At 33.1% G+C, this 17,794-nt stretch carries 14 protein-coding genes and 1 tRNA gene; 10 read left to right on the top strand and 5 right to left on the bottom strand.

Annotation, left to right across the window (positions count from 1 at the left end; genetic code table 11):
- Nucleotides 1-24 precede the first annotated feature (24 nt).
- Entirely contained in the window at nt 25-1,326 is a 1,302-nt protein-coding gene (gene hisS / locus HCAN_RS03990) for a histidine--tRNA ligase (RefSeq protein ID WP_006656827.1), read from the top strand.
- Between the two features lie 30 nt (nt 1,327-1,356).
- Here the strand turns inward: hisS and tsaD are convergent, their stop codons facing one another.
- Both tsaD and HCAN_RS03980 read right to left on the bottom strand, forming a co-directional pair.
- Nucleotides 1,357-2,358: a tRNA (adenosine(37)-N6)-threonylcarbamoyltransferase complex transferase subunit TsaD gene (gene tsaD, locus HCAN_RS03985; protein ID WP_006655463.1), complete on the bottom strand. Its 1,002-nt coding sequence runs from the start codon at nt 2,356-2,358 to the stop codon at nt 1,357-1,359.
- A gap of 31 nt (nt 2,359-2,389) precedes the next feature.
- On the bottom strand, nt 2,390-3,007 hold the full coding sequence (locus tag HCAN_RS03980; RefSeq protein WP_006655462.1) for an MspA family porin: 618 nt from the start codon (nt 3,005-3,007) through the stop codon (nt 2,390-2,392).
- Nucleotides 3,008-3,074: 67 nt separating this feature from the next.
- Between HCAN_RS03980 and HCAN_RS03975 the strand changes: the two genes are divergently transcribed.
- The 9 genes from HCAN_RS03975 (at nt 3,075) to HCAN_RS03935 (ending at nt 12,768) form a co-directional block, all read left to right on the top strand.
- On the top strand, nt 3,075-4,133 hold the full coding sequence (locus HCAN_RS03975; RefSeq protein WP_006655461.1) for an agmatine deiminase family protein: 1,059 nt from the start codon (nt 3,075-3,077) through the stop codon (nt 4,131-4,133).
- A gap of 58 nt (nt 4,134-4,191) precedes the next feature.
- A tRNA-Leu gene (locus HCAN_RS03970) sits at nt 4,192-4,276 on the top strand.
- Between the two features lie 136 nt (nt 4,277-4,412).
- Nucleotides 4,413-4,826, top strand: coding sequence for a YbgC/FadM family acyl-CoA thioesterase (locus HCAN_RS03965; protein ID WP_006655460.1), 414 nt, complete (start codon nt 4,413-4,415; stop codon nt 4,824-4,826).
- A gap of 8 nt (nt 4,827-4,834) precedes the next feature.
- The gene (locus HCAN_RS03960) at nt 4,835-5,083 is read left to right on the top strand and encodes an HP0495 family protein (protein WP_006656825.1); all 249 of its coding nucleotides are present in this window, start codon (nt 4,835-4,837) and stop codon (nt 5,081-5,083) included.
- Nucleotides 5,084-5,122: 39 nt separating this feature from the next.
- Entirely contained in the window at nt 5,123-9,091 is a 3,969-nt protein-coding gene (locus HCAN_RS03955; protein WP_006655458.1) for a restriction endonuclease subunit S, read from the top strand.
- A gap of 266 nt (nt 9,092-9,357) precedes the next feature.
- Nucleotides 9,358-10,518, top strand: coding sequence for a trans-sulfuration enzyme family protein (locus HCAN_RS03950; RefSeq protein WP_006655457.1), 1,161 nt, complete (start codon nt 9,358-9,360; stop codon nt 10,516-10,518).
- A gap of 9 nt (nt 10,519-10,527) precedes the next feature.
- Nucleotides 10,528-11,301 (top strand): transporter substrate-binding domain-containing protein, encoded by a 774-nt coding sequence (locus HCAN_RS03945; protein WP_006655456.1) that lies wholly within the window; start codon nt 10,528-10,530, stop codon nt 11,299-11,301.
- 1 nt (nt 11,302) lies between these two features.
- The gene (locus HCAN_RS03940; RefSeq protein WP_006656824.1) at nt 11,303-12,019 is read left to right on the top strand and encodes an amino acid ABC transporter permease; all 717 of its coding nucleotides are present in this window, start codon (nt 11,303-11,305) and stop codon (nt 12,017-12,019) included.
- Complete coding sequence (locus tag HCAN_RS03935) at nt 12,016-12,768, top strand: amino acid ABC transporter ATP-binding protein (RefSeq protein ID WP_006655454.1); 753 nt, start codon at nt 12,016-12,018, stop codon at nt 12,766-12,768. Before HCAN_RS03940 ends, HCAN_RS03935 begins: the two co-directional genes overlap by 4 nt.
- Before the next feature lie 22 nt (nt 12,769-12,790).
- Here HCAN_RS03935 and HCAN_RS03930 read toward each other — a convergent pair whose 3' ends face one another.
- The 3 genes from HCAN_RS03930 to HCAN_RS03920 are packed head-to-tail and all read right to left on the bottom strand — an operon-like array spanning nt 12,791 to nt 17,782.
- A complete protein-coding gene (locus tag HCAN_RS03930; RefSeq protein WP_006655453.1) occupies nt 12,791-14,938 on the bottom strand; it encodes a polyribonucleotide nucleotidyltransferase in 2,148 nt (715 codons plus the stop codon).
- A 16-nt stretch (nt 14,939-14,954) separates the two neighbouring features.
- Nucleotides 14,955-15,632: a phosphoribosyltransferase gene (locus HCAN_RS03925; RefSeq protein ID WP_006655452.1), complete on the bottom strand. Its 678-nt coding sequence runs from the start codon at nt 15,630-15,632 to the stop codon at nt 14,955-14,957.
- A gap of 17 nt (nt 15,633-15,649) precedes the next feature.
- The gene (locus HCAN_RS03920) at nt 15,650-17,782 is read right to left on the bottom strand and encodes an LPS-assembly protein LptD (RefSeq protein ID WP_034556449.1); all 2,133 of its coding nucleotides are present in this window, start codon (nt 17,780-17,782) and stop codon (nt 15,650-15,652) included.
- Nucleotides 17,783-17,794: the final 12 nt, after the last annotated feature.

The following is a 17,794-nucleotide window of genomic DNA, read 5'->3' as shown; positions in this document are numbered from 1 at the left end:
AAATTATTAAATTTGGAGTGTAAAATGCCTATCACACCTCGCACACTTAGCGGTTTTAAAGACAGACTCCCCAAAGAAGCTTATGCTAAATCACAAATGCTAAAGAGCATTGTAACTTCCTTTGAAAAGTTTGGATTCTCCCCCATTGAAACCCCACATTTAGAATATGCTGAGATTCTAAAAAAACAAGGAAGTGATGAAATCCAAAAAGAAATGTATCACTTCATTGATCATGGCGGTCGTGAAGTGGCATTACGATTTGACTTGACTTTGCCTCTTGCTCGATTTATTTCTCAATACAAAAATGAACTTGGATTGCCTTTTAAACGCTATTGTATAGGAAATGTTTTTCGTGGTGAAAGGGCTCAAAAAGGACGCTATAGAGAATTTACACAATGTGACTTTGATTTCATTGGAACACAAAGCATTGGGAGTGATGCAGAGATTATACAAGTAATTTTCCAAAGCTTAAGCGATTTAGGCTTAAAAAACTTCACAATCCACATTAACAATCGCAAAATTTTTAATGGCTTGTGTGAATCGCTTAATGCCAAAGAAGACACTACTGAAATCCTAAGAATCATTGACAAAATTGATAAAATCGGACAAGATTCTGTAAGCAAAGAACTCCAAGAAAAAACCTCACTTACACTCACTCAAATCCAAACTTTGCTTGATTTTATCGCACTTAAACAAGAGGGTGATTCTCTTAAATTTCTCTCTTTACTTTCTCCTTATAAAGCTTATAATCAAACGCTTAAAGAAGGTTTAGAAGAATTAGAATCACTTTGTGAGATTCTAGCTCCCCTAATCCCCCAAAGCTTTTATCAAATTAATCTTTCTATTGCAAGGGGCTTAGGCTATTACACAGGAATTATTTATGAAACCACATTGGGAGATTTACCTACTTTGGGTTCAGTTTGTTCTGGAGGTAGATATGATAATCTCACACAAAATTTTTCCAATGAAAAAATGAGTGGAGTGGGTGCAAGTATTGGACTTGATAGACTTTTAGCAGGATTAGAAGAATTAGGACTGATTACTTCTAGCACACCTGCCAAAGCTATTTTAATCCCACTTAACAATCTCCAATACGCCTACACCACCGCAAAAAGCTTAAGAGAACTTGGAATAAAAATTGAAGTTTATCCAGAAGTCATCAAACCACAAAAGGCTTTTAAATACGCCAACAATAAAGGCTATGAATGGGTAATCATAACTGGAGAAAGCGAACAAGCCACCCATAGTGCTTCACTAAAAAATATGCAAAATGGGGAACAACAAAATCAACTTTCATTAGAAAAGATTGCTGATATTCTTAAATAATTCCAATGTTTTTTATTTAAACTCGCAAACTTAGAGGCTTGACACTCTAGGTTTCACTTGCAAATTAAAATCACCAAACTCGCCTCTAAGGTATGATTCTAAAGCAACCCTGCCTATCATTGCTGCATTATCCGAACAATACTCCAAAGGCGCCAAAAGCAATGTAACTCCATAATAATCACATATTCTTTGAATCTCATTGCGCAATACAAGATTGGCACTAGCCCCACCAATCACTCCAAAATACTTCCAAGAATCCATACTCTTAGAATTTTTCTCAAAAAATATTTGGGTTTTTTTGCTCAAATGTTCAATCGCTACCCTCTGAAAACTCGCACAAATATCCTCCACAAAAGCCTTACTTTGTATTTCTTGTTTTTGAATGACTAGTCGCACAGCATTTTTTAACCCAGAAAAACTAAAAGCAAAATCCTTTCTGCTTTTTAGGGGCAAGGGCAATTCAAAAGCCCTATCATTGCCTTTTTGTGCTTGAAATTCTACAATAGGACCCCCAGGATAACCAAGCCCAAGCATTTTTGAAACCTTATCAAAGCTCTCTCCAAAACTATCATCAATAGTTTGTGCGATAATATTAATTTCATTAAAACTTCTTGCTTCAAGCAACATTGTATGACCACCAGAGACTAGCAAAGCACCCAAAGGAAAAATTGCTTCTTGCTCCAAAAAAAGCGAATACAAATGCCCTTTAAGATGATTCACGCTAATAAGAGGAATTTCAAGTGCAAAACTTAGGGTTTTTGCCATCATTAAACCTTCCATTAAAGTAATATTTAATCCCGGTTCTGTCGTAACTGCAATAGCTTTTAAGTCTTTAAAATAAGGTTTAGTGTGCTCTAAGATTTGTGGAAGAATCTCTGCGTGCAAACGACTTGCAATTTCAGGAACCACTCCCCCATAACTAGAATGCTCCCTTTCTTGTGAGATTTTTTGATGAAAAACAATCTTTTTATCCTTGATTTGCGTGATAGCTATAGAGCTATCATCACAACTGCTTTCAATACTTAAAATCAAATAATTATCCCTTGTCTTTGCTAAATCAACTCTACACTTCCTGCTCCAAGACATTTACGCCAAGTTCTGAAAGCTTCTTATCAATTTTTTCTAAAGCTTTTTGCAAGGTTTCTTTGCTAATATCTGGCAATTCTCCGCCCCAAGTTTTTTCTGCTTGTTCATAACCGCGTATGATTCCCTCTCTCCCTGCTTGAAGCTTTTCTACATCATCACCTGCACCCGCTAAAACAAAATCTGCAATTCTATCTGAAGTTTGACTAACCCCAAAAAACCCTTCTTCGCTAATTAAATCTTTCGCTTCCTGTGTAGTTAAATCTTGCAATGCTTTGCCATCATAACCAATCTTTTCTAAATCTAATCCACTTAAAATGCTATTAAGTTTAGCAGGATCTTCAGAAGCACTTGTCCCCATAAATCCAGCAACTCCTTGTGCACCAAAATTATTTTTAGCTTCAATGCTTATTTCCATTTGAAATTGCACAATATAGCCTGTCATCACCGATTTTGCATCAACCTTTGAAGCGGCTTCTTGAATCTTTTTTTGTCTCTCCTCTACACTAGAAGTCTCCTTTGATAGCGGACTAGAACTCATTGCAGATTGCAATTCTTGCGTATAATCAACACCACTTTTAAGAGATTGTATTGGCATATTGTCCTCCTTGACCAAAAATTTGTATATAATAATATCGACATTTTTTTAAAAAAGAGCAACAACAATGAAAAAATTTTATGCCGAATGGGCTAAACAAGATGGTATTCTCCTAGCTTTTCCTCATCAAGATTCTGATTGGAGAGAATATTTAGCCGAAGTTAGAGAAGTTTATTGTCAAATCATTTATGAAATTATTCAACTCCAATCCTGTCTTATTTTATGTCAAAACAAAGAAGAAGTAAAACAAATTATCAAAAGTTACGCCAAAAATTCTCAATGGAATCCCAAATATTTAAAAAATCTCTATCTCATAGAAATACCAACTAATGATACTTGGGCAAGAGATTTTGGGGGAATCACTATTAACTATCAAGGGCAAAATCTTGTGCTAGATTATGGGTTTAATGGTTGGGGATTAAAATTTGCAGCCAATTACGACAATAATGTAACCCAAAAACTCTACAAATTAGGAATTTTTAAACAAATTAAAACCAAAAAAATCATTTTAGAGGGCGGAAGCATCGAATCAAATGGCGAGGGAATCATACTTACAAACACTCAATGCCTCTTAGAATCAAATCGCAATCCAGCCTATTCCCAAAACAAGATTGAAAAAATCCTCAAAAAAGATTTTGGAGCTAAAAAGATTCTATGGCTTAACTACGGCTATTTAGCAGGAGATGACACCGATAGCCATATCGATACTTTAGCTAGATTCATCGATAAAAACACCATTGCTTATCTCAAATGCGAAGATAAAAACGATGAACATTACCAAGCCTTAGCCAAAATGGAAAAAGAACTAAAAAAATTAAAAAATCTTGATCAAAAGCCCTTTAAACTTGTCGCTTTACCCTTTTGTGAGGCTAAGTATTTTCATAATGAGCGACTACCAGCAACCTATGCTAATTTCTTATTTTTAAATGGTGCTGTTTTGTTGCCAATTTATCGCGATAAAAACGACAAAAAGGCAATCGAGATTCTCCAAAAAGCTCTCCCAAAGCATAAAATTATCCCCATTGATTGCTCTGTTTTAATCCGCCAACACGGAAGCCTCCATTGTATTTCTATGCAATTCCCAAAAAGCACTCTAAATTATAAAGCACTCAAAAAATTTCAATAATTTTTTGGCTTTTCATTTTAAATTAAGTTATTTTAGATAGAATTTCAGTCTTTATCCTGCGGAAATGGCGAAACTGGCAGACGCACCAGACTTAGGATCTGGCGCCGCAAGGCATGGAGGTTCAAGTCCTCTTTTCCGCACCATCTTTATTTTAAATCCCAGATTTTTAAATCTATTCTCAAGCTTTCAATTTTTAAACTTTACAATTCTCAAACTTTGTAATTTGCTTTTAAACTACCAAAAAGATAAAATACCCTTTACAAAATAGAAGGAAGCCAAATGTATCAAACAAGAATCTACTATGAAGACACAGATTGCGGCGGAATCGTCTATCACTCAAATTATCTTAAGTATTGCGAGAGAGCAAGGAGTGAATGGTTTTTTTCTCAAGGCATTTTGCCCCAACAAAATAATATTGGTTTTGTAGTAAAAAATATGACTTTAGACTTTCTCTCTCCAGCTAAACTTGGAGATTTGCTAACCATTCACACCGAGATTCTAGAGCAAAAAAACGTCTCTATTACTCTAAAACAAACTATCTTAAGAGATTCTTTGCAAAAAAATAGCCTTGAGAAATCAGATTCTAAGCCTATTTTTACTGCCATTATCACGCTTGTTTGTCTTGAATCCACCACCCAAAGAATCACCAAGATTCCACAATGGGCAAAAGAAATCTTTCAAATCTCACACTAGGAAATTTTATGGAAAATAAAAACGAAATTCAATACCCTTGCTCTTGGCATTACCGAATCATCGGCAATAGCAAAAACGAACTCATAGAAGCCGCTTTTGAAATCATCGAAAAAGAATTCATTCACACGCTAGGCAAAGAAAGTAGCGGTGGAAAATACCATAGTATTAATTTAGAAATCGATGTAGAAACCAAAGAAGAAAGAGATAAAATCTTTGCAGATTTGCAAAAAGATTCTCGCATTAAATTTGTGCTTTAAAATAAAAAATAAAATACAAATAATCTATAAGGTGCTAAAATGATTACAAAACAAAATATAGAATTACTTTTAGATTCTCTAGGATTTACAAAAGAAGGTAAAAAGTATAAAAAGATTCTAAGAGATTCTATTAGCCTAGAAGTGGATTGTGCCAACCAAAAAATCATCTACCCAGAGCAAATCACAATCCACGACGAAACCACTTCAAACTTTTCTCACCCAGAAAATTTCGTCGTTTTTGAATGTGTGCATAGGCTCTTACAAAAGGGTTATAAGCCAAAACACTTAGAACTAGAGCCAAAGTGGAATCTAGGGCGTGATGCAAAAGGTGGCAAAGCAGATATTTTGGTGCGAGATCGTCAAGACAATCCTTATTTACTCATCGAGTGCAAAACCACAGATTCTAAAAATAGCGAGTTTGCCAAAGAATGGGCAAAAATGCTAGAAAATGGCGGACAACTTTTCTCCTATTTTCAACAAGAAAGAGGTGTGAAATATCTATGTCTCTACACAAGCGACTTTAATCAAAGTTTGCTTACTTATGAAAATTATATTATTAGTGTGATCGATAATGAAGCAACACTAAACCAACAAAGCAACTATGAGCAAAAGGCAATTGGTTATAAAGATGCACATAACAATGAAGAACTTTTTAAAGTATGGAAAGAAACATATTCGAGCGATTATGCAACAAATGGAATCTTTGAAAATAAAATACAAGCCTATAAAATCACACAATTAAAGCCAACTTTTGAATCTTTAAAATCCTTAGACTATTCTTCAATGCAAAGAAAAAAACATCAATGGGCTACGATTTTACGCTATTCAGGAGTTGGCGATAGAGGCGTTGCACTAAATAAAATTATGAATTTATTACTATGCAAAATTACAGATGAAGCTGAACATAAGGAAGATTTGAGGTTTAGTTGGGGTGGCTTTAGTGCTGATGATGCCTTTTCCCTAGTAGATAGATTGCAATACCTCTATCAAAAAGGAATGCAAAAATATCTAAACATAAATATTATATATTATTCAAAAAACGATATAGATAATGCTTTTAGCAATCGATACAAAGACACTCCAAGTCGAAACAATATAGAAAATATTTTTAATGATTTAAAATATTTTCAAAATGGTGATTTTAATTTTTTAGAAGTGCATAACAAAGAACTTTTTAATAAAAATTTCAATATTCTCTTACAAGTTGTGCTAATGCTAGAGGATATTAAGTTTAGCGAGGATAATTCCCAATTCTTAGGCGATTTTTTTGAATCTTACATTCATGATATGCCACAGCATGAAGGGCAGTATTTTACCCCTGTGCCTTTGGTGAATTTCATCATTTATTCCCTACCCGTATTGAAAGATTCTAGAGTGCTAGATTTTGCTTGTGGAGCAGGACATTTTCTAAGCGAATATTCTAAAATAAACAATACTTATGAAGTGCAATACAAAGGAATTGATAAAGACCAACGCCTAGCAAAAATATCCGCAATAGCGTCTTTTATGTATGGCAAGACAATGGATATAAAATACGATGATGCATTAAAACATGGAATAATAGAAAATGATTCCATAAACACCATTATTTCAAATCCGCCCTACTCAGTAGATGGATTTTTGCGAACATTAAATAAGACAGAAAAAGAATCCTACACACTTTTTAATAAAAATATAAGCCTTGATACTGACAAAATAGAATGCTTTTTTATAGAGAAAGCCTCACAAGTCCTAGAGTCTTACGGACTTTTATCTCTTGTGCTTCCTAGTTCTATCTTTTCAAATAACGATACGATAACCATACAAACAAGAGAGATTTTATTAAGAGACTTTTATATTATTGCCATTTGTGAGTTTGGTAATCAAACATTCTTTAAAACCGGCACACAGCCTATAATCCTTTTTGCTATAAAAAAGCTAAGAGATAAAAACATAACTACACAAGAGACAAGGGCACAATATTTTTATAAACTCATTATGGAAGATAAAACAGACAATCCTTATAAAGAAGAGTTAGATGAGCTTTTGCACTCTTATGCTAATTTTATGAGGTATAAATATAAAATGATAGAAAAATTATTTTTTGGTGTATTGGAAAATATAGATTCTATACACCACAATAATTTTAAAGAGTACATACAAACCTACAATGACATACTAAAAAAAGAAAAGGAGAAATATAATAGCAAAACCAAAAAGTATAAAGACAAATATCCCTTTACACCAAGCCAAACCCTACAAGAATTTATCAAGCAAAAAGAAGCAGAGAAATTTTTATATTTTTGCTACGCACTAGATTCAGAACCCTTAATTATAAAAGCTCCAAAAGATAATGAAAAACAAAAGAAATTTTTAGGCTATTACTGGAGTAGCAAAAAGGGACAAGAAGGTATTCACTATTTTATGAAAAGTGGCGTAGTAGAAAACAACATAAACTACATAGATACACCGCTCTTTAATCCTAATAATCGTTTTTGTGTCAATTCTATTAGTTTTGCGATACTAAGCCATTTTGTAAAATATTTAGATTCTAAAGATATTGATGCAAATTTTTTGCAACAATTCTTAAGACAAGAAAAAAACAACAAGAATAATGAGTTTTTAGAATCTGCAAGACTAATTGATATGATAGATTTTGAAAAAGTGGAGTTTAATAAAGCGATTAGTCTTAATCCGCATTCTAACGATTCTAATAGTGTGCAATCCAACCCTTTTGCAAATTCTAAATATGAATTGGTGAAATTGGAATCTATTTGCAAAATGTATCAACCAAAAACTATCACAGCAAAAGAAATTTTAGAAAAGGGAGATTATAAGGTTTATGGTGCAAATGGAGTTATAGGGTTTTACAATCAATACAATCATAAAGATTCTGAAGTAGCGATGACTTGCAGAGGTGCAACTTGTGGAGCGATAAATTATACAGAGCCAAATTCTTGGATTACGGGCAATGCAATGATAATAACCCCACTAGAAAAGAACTTAATTTCAAAAAAATTTTTAGTTTATATTCTGCCTTTATCAAACATAAAGAGCGTTATTACAGGTTCGGCACAACCACAAATTACAAGAAATAATTTAGCTACTTTAAAAATCCCGCTTCCACCGCTTGAGATTCAAAAACAAATCGTTGCAGAATGTGAAAGCTTAGAATCACAATGCAACACAATAGAGCAAAGTATCAAGGCATACCAAGAACTCATTAAAGCAATTCTTTGGCATTGTGGGATTACTACAGAATCTACAAAAGATTTTGATTCTATCCTAATGTCTTTAGCAGAGTTGGAATCCAAACTTGACTTTGAGCTTTTAGGAAAGACAAAACAAGATTCTAAGGCATTTTTGCAGAATCTAACAAATACCCTAAACACTCTCCCAACTCCACCAAGCAATGGATGGGAAAAAGCAAAACTATGTAAAATATGCAATATTAATCAGGAAACCTATAATCCAAGCAATGATGAAGGTGAAATGTTATACATTGATATTGATAGCATTGAAAAAGGAACAGGGAAAATCAACTTTAATGATAAAATTTCTTGCAGAAAATTACCAACAAGAGCAAGAAGGATAGCTAGGGCTGATAGTGTGATTATCTCGACTGTCCGACCTTACTTAAAAGGATTTGCGTATCTTAAAAACGAGATAAAAGATTCTATATTTTCGACAGGATTTGCCATTTTGCAAGGTAAAGAAAATCTTGTAAAATCACAATTTGTTTATTATTGCTTTATGTTCTCAGATGATTTAATGCAACAAATGAAAATCAAAATGCCAAAATCATCTTATCCAAGCATCAATACGGAAGATTTAGAATCATTTACAATCCCACTTCCACCGCTTGAGATTCAAACCAAAATCGCACAAAGCATTGAGACAATCCAATCTCAAATTTCTTTTTTAGATTCTGCACTTCCGCTTTTACAATCCCAAAAACAAGAGGTATTGAAAAAATACCTTTTTAAAACATTTCTAGACAGATTCACAAAACAAGCCAAAAAATTTTAGGCTAGAATCTGCAATAGTTTTAACTCCACTTTGTTTTTACTAAGCGATAACACTTCAACTTCCACATTATCACCCTTTTTAAAACAAAAGCTTTTTATTCTTATTATTGAAAGATTTGTTAAGATTTAAAAAATAATTGAGTGATATTACCACATAGCACACTTTAGGCTTAGCAGAATTGCTTAAATTTAAGTTTATATTTATTTTCTATCAATATAATTTCCAAGATAGCTTAAAATATCCTAAATTTTAAATAAGAGGTTTTTATGAACTTTAATACTAAAGCCATTACTACGGCTGAAAATCCAAATCTAAGCGGACACACTTCAAGCGATGTTATTTCCCCTATACATCTCTCTAGCACTTTTGCAAAACCTGATTATGAAAATAATATTAAAGGCTTTAGCTACTCTAGACTAACAAACCCAACAAGAGAAGTCTTAGAAAAAAAGGTGGCGGCTTTAGAAAATGCAAAGCATTGTATTGCCTATGCTAGTGGTCAAGCTGCAGAAAGTGTAGCTATTCTTAGTTTTCTTAAAAGTGGCGATGAAGTCATTTGCTTTGATGATATTTATGGCGGAACTAGAAGATTACTTAGTTTTGTGTTTAATCATTTTGGCATTAAAGTAACTTATGTAGATATGACAAAAATAGAAAATATCAAAAACGCTATTAATGCAAACACTAAAGCCATTTGGCTTGAATCGCCCACAAATCCTCTTTTGCAAATATGTGATATTAAAGCAATTTGCAATCTTGCAAAAGAGCACAATATCTTAAGCATAGTTGATAATACCTTTGCAACACCATTTTTACAACAACCATTGGAGCTTGGTGCTGATGTTGTTTTGCATAGCTTAACTAAATATATCAATGGGCATAGCGATAGTATTGCTGGTGCCATTTGTCTTAATGATGAAAAACTTTATGAAAAACTTCGTTTTGTTTCAAATAGCACAGGAATGATTTTAAGTCCTTTTGATTCTTATCTTAATGCAAGGGGTGTTAAAACTTTAAAATTGCGTGTCCAAAAGCAATGCGAAAATGCCTTTGCTGTGGCTAGATTCCTAGAAAAACATAAAAAAATTAAAAAAGTTTTGTATCCAGGCTTAGATTCTCACCCTCAACATAATTTAGCTAAAGAGCAAATGAATGGTTTATTTGGGGCTGTCGTAAGTGCTTATTTGGATACAGATGAAGAGGGTATGAAGCGTTTTGCACAAAATCTTGATTTATTTATTCTAGCAGAAAGTTTAGGCGGTGTTGAAAGTCTTTTTGGTTGTCCCTATTATATGAGCCATGGCAGTGTTGATGAAAATATCAAAAAGCAAATGAATATCACTAAAAATCTCTTAAGATTCTCTGTAGGGTTAGAAGAGAAAGAAGACTTAATATCAGCCCTAGACTTTGCATTAAATAAAATTTAAAGGAATTCTATGAAAATAAAATTATTATTAATAGCATTAATTGCATTTCTTTTTAATGCTTGCTCTAACACAGAAAATACACAAAGCATAAAAGTTGGTAGTGAGGGTGCCTATAAGCCTTTTTCTTATGTTGATAAAGATGGAAAAATAACTGGCTATGATGTTGAAGTCGTTAGAATCTTACAAGAAATTGATCCATCTTTAAATTTTAGCTTCAATTATGCACCTTGGAATGCTTTATTTTTGGGCTTAGATTCTGCTAGATTTGATATGCTTGCTAATCAAATCATTAAAACACAAGAAAGAGAAGAAAAATATCTCTTTAATGCAGAAAGTTACTTTGTAAGCACTTCGCAATTTGTCACTCGAGCTGATAATGCAGATATTAACACGACTGCTGATTTGAAAGGAAAAATTGCTGGTGGTGTTGTAGGATCTGCACATACAAAAATCCTTGAAGATTGGAATAATCAAAATGGAAATATTTTAGAGATACGCTATTATAAAGACTTAATCCCATTATTGCAAGATTTAGTCAATAAAAGAATAGATGTTCATTTAAATGATCCTGCTTCTATTGCTGATATTATTAAAGAACAAAATTTAAATTTAAAAGTGCTTGATGAGCGTATCTCTCAAAGTCCAGTTTATTTTGTCTTTAGAAAAGAAAATCTATCAAATGATCTTATTCAAAAAATAGATGCGGCTTTATTAAAAGCAAAAGAAACAGGCAAATTACGCGATCTTTCTATGAAATACTTTGGGGTAGATCAAAGTCAATAAAATGCAATTATTTGACTTCGAATATGCCTTAAGTGCCTTTCCTACTTTATTAAAGGGAGTTCCAATCTCCTTGGCTATTGCCATTGTTGGTTTTATCTTGGGAGCTATATTGGGATTAATTTTAAGTTTAATAAGAATCTATAGAGTTCCTATTCTATTTCAATTAGCTACTTTATACATTTCTTTTTTTAGAGGAATTCCTGTTCTAGTTCAGATTTTCTTAGCCTATTATGGCATACCTTTGGTGCTTAGGTATTTTAATCATCAATATGGCTTAAACATTGATATTTCCGGTATTGATGCTATCTACTTTATGTATCTCGTATATGCTTTATATTGCTCTGCATACCTTAGTGAAATTTTTAGAAGCTCTATTTTAAGCATAGACAAAGGGCAGCTAGAAGCAGCTTATAGTGTAGGAATGAACACCACTCAAGCTTTATTTATTATTATTTTACCGCAAAGTATGCTTCTAGCTTTACCTAATATTTTAAATTTCTTTATTATACTTATTAAAGAAACCTCACTAGTTTTTGCTGCTTCAGTTCCAGAAATAATGGGAATAGCAACATTAGAGGCAGATAGAAGTTCTAAATTTTTAGAGGTTTATATTATAGCTGCACTCATTTATTGGGTAATTAGCATTTTTCTAGAAAAAAGCTTTGCTATACTTGAAACCAAACTACTCTCCTATAAAAAAATGATGGGGAAATCATGATTGACATCAAACATTTATCCAAAAGCTTTCATAATCATTTAGTTTTAAAAGATATATCTTTAAATATCCAAAAAAACAAAACCTATGCTATTTTAGGACCAAGCGGATCAGGAAAAAGCACACTTTTAAGGTGCATTAATCTCCTTGAATGTGCCGATAGTGGAACTATGATTTTAAATAATATCAAAATTGATTTCTCCCATAAAATTAAAAAGCAAGACCTAATTAAAATCAGAAAAAATACGGGAATGGTTTTTCAAAACTATAATCTTTTTGCCAACAAAACAGCACTCCAAAATATAACACAATCCCTAATCACAGTGCATCGATACAGCAAGGCAGAAGCAGAAAATATTGCTTATGAATATTTAGAAATGGTTGGATTAAAAGATAAAGCTAATCGCTATCCTAGTATGCTAAGTGGGGGACAACAACAAAGAATAGGCATAGCTAGGGCTTTGGCTTTTAACCCTGAAGTTATACTTTTTGATGAGCCAACTTCCGCACTCGACCCAGAACTTGTAGATGAAGTCCTAAATGTTATTAAAATGATCCACAATAAAACAATGATTCTAGTAACGCATGAGCTTAATTTTGCTAGAAAAATAGCAGATAGAATTCTCTTTATGGCTGATGGGGAGATTCTAGAAGATGCAACTCCCGAAGAATTTTTTACAAAACCCAAAACACAAAGGGCTAAACAATTTTTAAACAAATTTATCAAGATGGATTGCGACTATATTATTTAAAAAATAAGCCTAAAAGCAAAATTTAGGCTAGAATCTGCAATAGTTTTAACTCCACTTTATTTTTGCTAAGCGATAACACTTCAACTTCTACATTATCGCCCTCTTTTAAGACATCAGAAACTTTTTGTTCGCGATTATTGGTGATCTTTGAAATATGCAATAGCCCATCATAGCCTTTTGGCAACTCCACAAATGCACCAAACTCTACAATCTTTTTCACTTTGCCTTGATAAATATCACCAATCTTATAAAGCTCTTGAGGATTTTTGATGATTTTTAAAATGTGCATTTTAGCCGCTTCCACTTTTTCTTTATTGCTTCCGCTAACTTTTACTTCACCATTTTCACGATTCAAATCCACTGCAACACTAAATTTTTCAATAATTTCCTTAATCGTTCTCCCTGCTTGTCCAATTACATCAATAATTTTGCTAGGCTCAATTGAAAAAATTTGTGAGCTTGGCAAAACTGATTCATTAAGCACGATTTTTTCTTTTGCCTCTTCCATTAAATCCAAAATATGATTCCGTGCTTCTTTGGCTTGCATTAACGCCTTTTGCAAAATTTCACTCTTAAGCCCACCTAGCTTAATATCCATTTGCATTGCTGTAATTCCTCTCCTAGAACCAGCAATCTTAAAGTCCATATCACCATCGTGATCTTCTAAGCCCATAATATCAGTTAAAATCGCATATTTATCATTCTCACACACAAGTCCCATTGCCACTCCAGCAATTAAACTCGTGCATTTAATCCCAGCAGCAGCTAATGCCAAAGATCCACCGCAAACCGTTGCCATAGATGAAGAACCATTGGATTCTAAAATCTCAGAAACAAGGCGAATTGTTTTTAAATCTCCATTAATCACACTTGCTTCCAAGGCTCTTTTAGCAAGATTCCCGTGTCCTAGCTCTCTTCTACCGGGTGCAGAAATACTACTTGCCTCCCCAACACTAAAGGGTGGAAAATTATAATGCACCATAAAACGCTCTTTTAGTGGTGCTTTATCAGTGAGTAATTCATAGCTTTGTGCATCCATTTCTCCACCCAAAGTAGCCACCACCAAAGCCTGTGTTTGCCCACGCGTAAAAAGCGCACTAGAATGTGCATTAGGTAAAAAATTCGTCTCAATGCTAATTGGGCGCACTTCTTTTAATTCTCTCCCATCAGCCCTTTTGGATTCTTCTAGAATCATTGTCCTAATTATCTCTCGCTTGATTTTTAATACACTCTCTAACACACACTTTTCAAGTGATTCTATCTCTTTTAGATTCTTTTCTTCCCATTCTTTTTGGATTTTTCTTGCAAAAGCGTGTAAAAGACTATTTCGCTCTGTCTTAGAGAGGCTTTGAATAATGTCTTTTAGTTCTTCTAAATGTGATTCTTTAATGTATTCTACAATCTCGCTTGAAACAAAATTTTTTCTTTTATTTTCTAGGACTAATGGAGTTTTTACACAATCTTTAAAAGATTCTTCAAATGCTTGGCTTCTTTGAGAAATCGCCTTTTTAGCAATCTCTAAAACCTCGATCATCTCTTCTTCACTCAATTCATTGGCACTAAACTCTGTATTTTCTTGATGAATAGCAACTCCCCCAAAACTTCTCATTTCAATCATCAATAAATCTTCTTTAACACCGCTTACAAATAAATCCAAGGTGCTCTCTTCTAATGCTTTTAAACTAGGATTTATCACAAACTCACCCTCTATTCTCCCAATCCTTACTGCGCTCACAGGAAAACTTAGTGGAATCTCACTCACATAAAGTGCTGCACTTGCGGCATTTAACGCTAAAAGCTGCAAATCAGCATCTTCATCTGCACTCAAAACCATAAGGGTAATTTGCGTAGGATAACAATAATCTTTTGGGAAAAGGGGTCTCAAACTTCGATCTATAATTCTAGCACTCAAAGTTTCAAAATCTCCAGGTTTAGCTTCTCTTTTGATATAACCACCAGGAAATTTTCCTGCTGCATAGGCTTTTTCAATGTATTGAACCGTTAAGGGCAAAAAATCCTCTTCTACAACTTCTTGTGTGTCAATGGCTATAGTTGCTAATACAACATTATTACCACTTTGCAAATAAACACTACCGCTGCATTGCTTTGCAAACTTATTAAAAATATATTTTTCTTCTTTTTCTAAAAACGATAAAGTTACTTGTCCCATTCTTTACTCCTTAGGCTTATGATTGTATTTTTGAAAAAATTTCTTCTATCACATTTGATTCAACAGGCGGATAATCCTTATAGTAATACTCAATATCTACAAAAGTTTTTGTTTTATATAGGCAAAATAATCCATCAGTTACTTCTTCCATTACCTTAGTAACTTCATAGGGTGCTACTGGTGTGGCAAAATAAATTGTTTTTGCTTGTAAAGTTGTAACAGATTTTATCGCAGAAAGGGCAGTTAAACCACTATCAACCCCATCATCTACCAACAAAACACGCTTATTTTTCAGTGAAATAAGAGGATTCCCTTTGCGATATTGATAGATTAATGGAAGCATTTTATCTTCATATTGCCGCTTCACTTCTCCATAAATATAATCCAAGCTAATCTCAAAAGAACGCACCAACGCATCACTAATAACAACATCGTGAGTTTCTGTTGCCATAGCAATTTCACATTCTAGATTATTAGGAGCAAGAATCGGTGAAGTAAAAAGAAATGCCAAAGGCGCTTTGATAGCTTGTGCTAAAGAATTTGCTAACAAGATTCCATTAAAAGAAATCCCAACCACAATACAATCTTGATTTTCAAAAAAACTAAGTGGCATATTATTGAGTAATTTCTGAAGTGCATCATCACGATTTTCAAACAAAGCCTTACGCATTAAAGAATGTGTTATACCACCCATAATTCCTCCGCTCTCAACTAATTTCCTAATTTCACATCACTACTTAAAAGTGGAATAAATTTGATAGTCAAGAGAACATATTTATCATCTCTTGCTTCAGCTCCCCTTGAAGTTAGCATAGGATAAATTTCACTCACATATTTTATCCCAAATGAAAAGCATCGAATTTGTGTATCAATTCCAACCTGCCAAGTCTTAAGATAGCGTTCTTTATAATCATAACCCACACTTGCAAATAAATCAAAATTTTCAAATTCTTTTCTAAAACCCGCATTAATATAATTTGCCTCTCCAAACCTGCCATTTAGCAAATCTTCGTGCGCAAAATTTTCTCGCATAAAATGCCCAAAACTTGCATTAATATAATCACTTTCATAATTTATTTGGTGTGTTGCTTCAGAGATTCTTCCTCTTTTGTGTGAATAAAAAATATCGCTTAAAAAACTCCATTGATGATTTAAAAAATATTGCACTTCATTTTCTAATTCTCCTAACTCTTCTCCACTATCTTCAAAATAAAAATATTGCTCCATCTTGTGAGAGAGAATCAAAGAATTATCTAAAGTATAAAAATTTTGTGTTCCTTTTACTCTAAATTCTTGCCTATCCCCAGGCAAAGTAAAAAAGTTTGTAAAATCTCCTGTTTTATCTTCAAAACCTGGCAAAATATATTCTGCTTCTAAACTAAGTGTGTGTCCAAAATGATCATATTTTTTAACCAAATCTGTATTGAGTTTGATTTGATAATATTGACTTAAATATCTTCCATTTTTTAAATTCAATCCTCTCTCTACATTAGAATAATCTACACTTGTGCCATAAAAAGTAGGAGAAAATGAAAAATTCGCAAAATCATTCCATAAACTCTGTGTGTAAATAATCGGCAACTTGGCTTCTTGTTGAATAGCCCTATAACCAATAGGACGCGTGAAGTGATTTGCCTTATAATCAAAGTCATAATACAAATTATCTACTAAAATATTTTCAATTTGGCGATGGTATTGAATCTGCGGTAAAGTTTGCAAAGTGCGAGCATTACTTGTTTGCTCCAAATCCGAATAATACCTTGCAGAAAATCCTAAATAATCTTTGCTACTTTTTAGATAATAATTCATTCTAGAAGTGAGTAAATTTCCTTGCAAATCTGCAATATTTTGAGCATTCTCATCTTGCAATCTAAAATAATCAATATCTGAAATCTGTGAAATATCAAGATACAATCCATCTTCATAAAAGTAATTAGATTCCTTAGCAAAGAGATTCTCTCGACCATATTTCAATTGGAATCCATAATGATTACGATTCTCTAAGTCATAAGTTTGTTGATAAGATCTACTATTAGCAAAAAAGCCTAAATTAGCCCATAAAATCTCATCTTTATCATCAATAATACGAAATTCATTATAAAATCCACCACCCCTTTTAGTTCGAATTTGTGGTGTAAAAGTCATATCCCAATTATCATCTGGTGCTATAAAAATAGGTTGCGAATAAATCAATCCATCATCACCAGAATTCCCAACAATAGGATAAAGCAAACCTGATTTTCTCTTATAGCCTAGTGAAAAAGACAAATAAGGAAAATAAAGCACAGGCACATCATAAATACAAAGGTGCGGATGCCAAATGGTTAGCCATTCTTTATTGGCATCATATTCCCCCTCTTTAGCTTTAATTTTCCAAATAGGATTATTCACGCTACAAGTAGAAACATTAGCCTCTTTGATTTGATAAACATTGTTATTAAATTCTGCACTTTGAGAATCCACCCACAAACCGCTTTCAGAATCCTGCAAATAAAAAGGCTCCAAAAAAGAATAATCTTCTTGAAGCTTAATTTTAACTTCCTTAGATTTTAAATAAAATGAATTTCCTTTATAGGCATTAACATTTCCACTTAAAATAATCTCCCGATTCTGTGTATCATAAATAGCTTTATTTGCAGTAACAAAATAATCAAGATTAATAATAGTTACATGACCTTTGCCAATAATCTGTGTTTTGCTATATTCCATATCATCGGCTAAAAACTCAAAAATCGATTCTTGCTTATTATTAAATTGCTTAATAGCCGCTCTTGCCTCCATATGACTTGGAATCAAAGCTAAAGCCGCAATCACACTAAACGCAAAAATTTCCTTTTTTATCATCACAGACATACT

The sequence above is a fragment of the Helicobacter canadensis MIT 98-5491 genome (genome assembly GCF_000162575.1).
GTDB lineage: Bacteria > Campylobacterota > Campylobacteria > Campylobacterales > Helicobacteraceae > Helicobacter_D > Helicobacter_D canadensis.
Note: the sequence above shows the minus strand (reverse complement) of the source record. Positions and strands in the feature narration are given on the sequence as shown.